Source organism: Spirillospora sp. NPDC049652, assembly GCF_040675125.1.
Lineage (GTDB): Bacteria > Actinomycetota > Actinomycetes > Streptosporangiales > Streptosporangiaceae > Spirillospora.
Genome location: NZ_JBFAOF010000585.1, coordinates 1 through 4,596 on the forward strand (window position 1 = coordinate 1; position 4,596 = coordinate 4,596).

Here is a 4,596-nt window from a genome sequence, read left to right on the forward strand (position 1 = left end):
CGCGACGTTGCGCAGGCCCTCGCCGACGAGCGCCAGCGCGAGGACGGTCGCGGTGGTGGTGCCGTCACCGGCGATGTCGTTGGTCTTGGTCGCCACTTCCTTGGCGAGCTGGGCCCCGAGGTTCTCGTACGGGTCCTCGAGCTCCACCTCGCGGGCGATGGTGACGCCGTCGTTGGTGATGGTCGGCGCGCCGAACTTCTTGTCGATGACGACGTTGCGGCCGCGCGGGCCGATCGTCACCTTGACGGCGTCCGCGAGAGCGTTGACGCCGCGCTCAAGAGCCCGGCGAGCGTCCTCGTCGAATTCCAGGATCTTCGCCATGCGGATGATCTCCTCTATGAAGCGCGCCGCCCCGGCCGCCCGCCAACGGCGGCCGGACGGGGCGGGTGCATCACGTCTCGGTGATTACTTCTCGATGATCGCGAGGACGTCGCGAGCCGAGAGAACGAGGTACTCCTCGTTGTTGTACTTGACCTCGGTGCCGCCGTACTTGCTGTACAGCACCACGTCACCGACCTTCACGTCGAGCTCGACGCGCTGGCCCTTGTCGTCGACGCGCCCCGGACCGACAGCGAGGACGGTGCCCTCCTGCGGCTTCTCCTTGGCGGTGTCGGGAATGACCAGACCCGACGCGGTGGTGGTCTCGGCCTCAAGCGGCTGGACGACGATGCGGTCCTCAAGCGGCTTGAGAGCAACCTTGGTGGCGGTCGTCACGATCAGACCTCCCCTTCGATTGGTCCTCGGCCGGCCTCACGGGCCGACCAGCACAGATGACAAGAGAGGCGACCCTGGACCGGCCTGTCGTCGCGGGTGCCAGACCGACCTTGTCGCTGTTTGGCACTCTCACACTGAGAGTGCCAGTCATGGAGACTATGCCCGACCCGGTAAGCCGTCAACACGAACCGCGCCGAGCGCCTCGGTTCGAGGTGACGAGGCGTCCCTTCGGTCCCGGATGCGCGCTCCGTCCACCCCGGTCACCCGCGCGGTTCGACCCGGACACGCCGCATCGGCACCCTCGCGCGGGCGCTACCGTCCAGGCTATGGACTCCGAGGCGTTCCGCGACCTGCTGACACCCCTCGGCCGGGACCTGCTCGCCGAGGCCGGCGGCGCGGACCTGACCGAGGCGGGCCTGCTCGCGACCGCCACCCGGCTGCGCGGCCGCTTCCCGGCGGAGCTGGTGAACGCCGCGCTGACGCAGCTGCGGCTGCGGGACCGGGCCCGCGCCAAGTTCGGGGACGACGCGTCCCGGATGTTCTTCACTCCGGCCGGTCTGGAGCAGTCAACGCGCGCGGGGGTAGCGTCCTACCGGGCCCGCCGCTTCGCGGATTCACCGAAGATTCACCGCACGTTGGAAGTCGGCTGCGGGATCGGGGCCGATCTCGTCGCGCGGGCCCTGGCGGGGGTGCCGGGCGACGGCGTCGAGCTCGATCCGCTGACGGCGGAGGTCGCCCGGGCCAACCTCGCGGCCTTCGGCGTGGACGGGATCGCGTCCGTCCGGGCGGGCGACGGGACGGCGGCCGACCCGTCCGGGTACGGCGCGGTCTTCGCCGATCCGGGCCGGCGGACCGCGCGCGGACGGGTGTTCGACCCGCGCGCGTACGAGCCGCCGCTGGACGTCGTGCTGGACATGGCGCGGAGCGTCCCGGCGGCGTGCGTGAAGGTCGCGCCGGGCATCCCGCACGAGGCCGTCCCGGACGGCGCGGAGGCCGAGTGGATCTCGGTCGGCGGGGACGTGAAGGAGGCCGCCCTCTGGCTCGGCGACCTCGCCGGGACCGTCCGCCGCCGCGCGACCCTCATCCCGTCCGCCCTGGGCTCGGAGTTCTCGGCGGCGCCCGCATCGGCCACCCCGGCGGAGACGGGTCCCGCGCCCTGGGGTGAGCCGGGAGGCGTGGTGTCGCTGACCCCGGACGACGGGCTCGGGGAGCCGGAGATCCGGGGCTGGGGTCGGTACCTGTACGAGCCCGACGGGGCGGTCATCCGGGCGCATCTCGTCGCCGAGGTCGCGGCGCTGGTCGGCGGCGGGCTGGTCGACCCGCGCATCGCCTACATCACGTCCGACGAGCTGACCGGCACCCCGTTCGCGGCGGCCTACGAGATCGAGGACGTGGTCCCGTTCTCGGTCAAGCGGCTCCGGGCGGAGCTGCGGCGGCGCGGCGCCGGCATCCTGACGATCAAGAAGCGCGGGTTCGCGGCGGACGTCGAGCGGCTGCGCCGCGATCTCGGCTTCGGGGGCAGGCGGACGGGCGCCGGCGAGGTGACCCTGGTGCTGACCCGGGTCGGGGACGACCCGGTGGCCCTGCTCGCGCGCCCGGCGGGCGGTCCCGGCGGGCTGAAACCAGCCCAATGATCTTCACGTCGGTTCCGGCGGCCAAGCACGGCCGCGTGGCGCGCCACGATCACGCAAATCCTGAGCACTTTCCGGCATCCCGTCCGCCAATGAATGCAGCGCACCCGGCAAGGTGATTTGACGCGGCGCTTAATCGGCGCGTCGCGAACGCTTCGAGTTCCACTTCTAAATGCCATCCTGGAATGGTCGGCCACGCACGTGACGGTATCCCGCCGGACGGGTGCGCGGCCCGCCGCCCGAATCCCCGCCCGGGTCCGTCCGGTAGCTGATGTTCGGCGAGTTGTGCGGACTTGTTCCGCACCCGGCGGGCCCGTGCCCGGACGGAGTGTCCGCCCGTGCCGGGGCCGGCACCGCCGCAAATGCGGATCCTTGACCGGAACAAGGAGAAAACCCCGCCCCGGGTGATCGGTGACCTATCTCTCCAGTGGGGCGACAAAGCCCATTCCACAGAACTCGTAATTTTTCTTGCTAGTGCATAACGCCGCCCCCGGCACGCACTACAGTGAGGCGTTCGGAAATCACTGCCGCACGCTAATTCGCCGCGTCGGCACACGAAGGAGCATCGGGTGGAAACGAATCACAACTTCCTGCAGACGGGGGGTCAACCGGTCTCGGACCGGATGCGGGAGTTGCTCGCCCGTGCGGCGCAGGACCATGTCTACGAACAGCGCTCACAGGGTCAGGTTCTGGACGAGATCCGGCAGCGCCTGGAAGGGATGGAGTGGCTGCTCCGCGAGGTGCGCGAGCGCGAGCTCAGCGGCCTCACCGGACAGTTGGACAGCGTCCGCGGGCAGGTCGACGACCTGTCCAGCAAGCCCCCGGAGTGGGCCGAGGGGCTCGCGGAGCACATCGAGGCGGTCGGCGAGCGGGTCAAGCCGGTCGCCGAGCTGCCCGCGCTGTGGGCCGACGTCGGCGTCGTCGCCGAGAACGTCGACGAGGGCCTCACCCGCATGCAGGCCATGCTCGACTCCGCCCAGGGCATCGCCGACGCCAGCCGGCAGGCCGCCCAGCGCATGGAGGAGATGGCCAAGCGGCTCGACAAGCTGCAGGGCAGCATGGAGGCCGCGTCCGTCCGCTTCAACCGGCTGGACAAGTCCCTGGCCGAGCTGGGGCACCGGGCGGAGCGGCTGGACCACTCCATCACCGGTGTGACCAGCCGGGTCGACCAGTCCCTCGGGGAGATGGCCGACCGGGTGGAGCAGGGCCTGGAGGCCGTCAACGGCCGCGTCGAGGGCGTCGGCGGGCGCCTGGACGGCCTGGACGGCCGCCTCGACGGGCTCGACGGCCGGCTGGAGGGCCTGTCGGGCAAGCTGGGCGGGCTGGACGGCCGGCTGGAGGGCGTGGACGACCGGGTCGAGAGCGTCAACGAGCGGATCGGCCGGCTGCCCGGCACGCTGGAGATCGGCGAGCTGCACCGCAAGGTCGGCGAGCTGGTGCAGCGCCCGCCGGTCGACCACGGCGACCGGTTCGACGCGCTGGAGAAGCACCTCGCCGAGGCGGTGGACCCGCTGATCGAGGAGCTGCGCGCCCGGCCCGACCGGGACGAGGTCAAGGCCACCCTGTCGCAGATCGCCGAGACGGCCTACAGCGACGTGGCCAAGCGGATGGACGAGTTCTCCCGGCACTTCGAGGACGTGCACGAGGACGTCCGCAAGCGCATCGAGGGCATCCACGAGGAGGTCACCCGCAAGGTCGACACCGCGCTGGAGGAGTTCACCACCCAGGTCGACATCGTGTCCCGCCGGGTCGAGTCGGTGCACACCGACGTCACCAAGCAGGTCGAGTCGGTGCACAACGAGGTCTCCCGGCAGGTGAGCGGCGTGCACGACGACGTGTCCAAGCGGATCGACGACATCCACGAGGACGTCACCAAGCAGGTCGACTCGATCCACGAGGACGTGTCCCGCCGCGTCGGCGGCGTCCAGGAGGAGTTCTCCCGCCAGGTCGAGGGCGTCCAGGACGAGGTCACGCGCCGCGCCAAGGCCGTCCAGGAGGCGCTGGGCCGCCGGTTCGAGGACGTCCAGGACGAGGTCGGGCGCAAGGTCGACGACGTGCACGGCGACGTCACCAAGCAGGTGACGGCGGTGCACGAGGACGTGCTCAAGCGCCTGTCCACCCTGGAGGAGACCATGCTGGCCCTGGCCGAGGCGCTGCTGCGCCCGCGCCGCGACGGAAGCAAGGACTGAGGAGCGCGAACGGGGGCGGGGCGTCCCGTCCGCGCGGCCGGCCGGCCGCCGCGGCGACGCCC

4 protein-coding genes are annotated in these 4,596 nt (G+C 71.4%); 2 read left to right on the plus strand and 2 right to left on the minus strand.

Features of this window, described 5'->3' with window-relative positions:
• Both AB0J52_RS28385 and groES read right to left on the minus strand, forming a co-directional pair.
• Nucleotides 1–321 (minus strand): TCP-1/cpn60 chaperonin family protein (locus tag AB0J52_RS28385; protein WP_500185518.1); only part of this gene is annotated, 321 nt, incomplete at its 3' end.
• Nucleotides 322–405: 84 nt separating this feature from the next.
• Nucleotides 406–714, minus strand: coding sequence for a co-chaperone GroES (groES, locus tag AB0J52_RS28390; protein WP_034487853.1), 309 nt, complete (start codon nucleotides 712–714; stop codon nucleotides 406–408).
• A gap of 326 nt (nucleotides 715–1,040) precedes the next feature.
• Here groES and AB0J52_RS28395 point away from each other — a divergent pair, with 326 nt between their 5' ends.
• A complete protein-coding gene (locus tag AB0J52_RS28395) occupies nucleotides 1,041–2,348 on the plus strand; it encodes a THUMP-like domain-containing protein (protein ID WP_500185521.1) in 1,308 nt (435 codons plus the stop codon).
• 566 nt (nucleotides 2,349–2,914) lie between these two features.
• Complete coding sequence (locus AB0J52_RS28400) at nucleotides 2,915–4,534, plus strand: apolipoprotein A-IV repeat region-like domain-containing protein (RefSeq protein WP_500185523.1); 1,620 nt, start codon at nucleotides 2,915–2,917, stop codon at nucleotides 4,532–4,534.
• Nucleotides 4,535–4,596 lie beyond the last annotated feature (62 nt).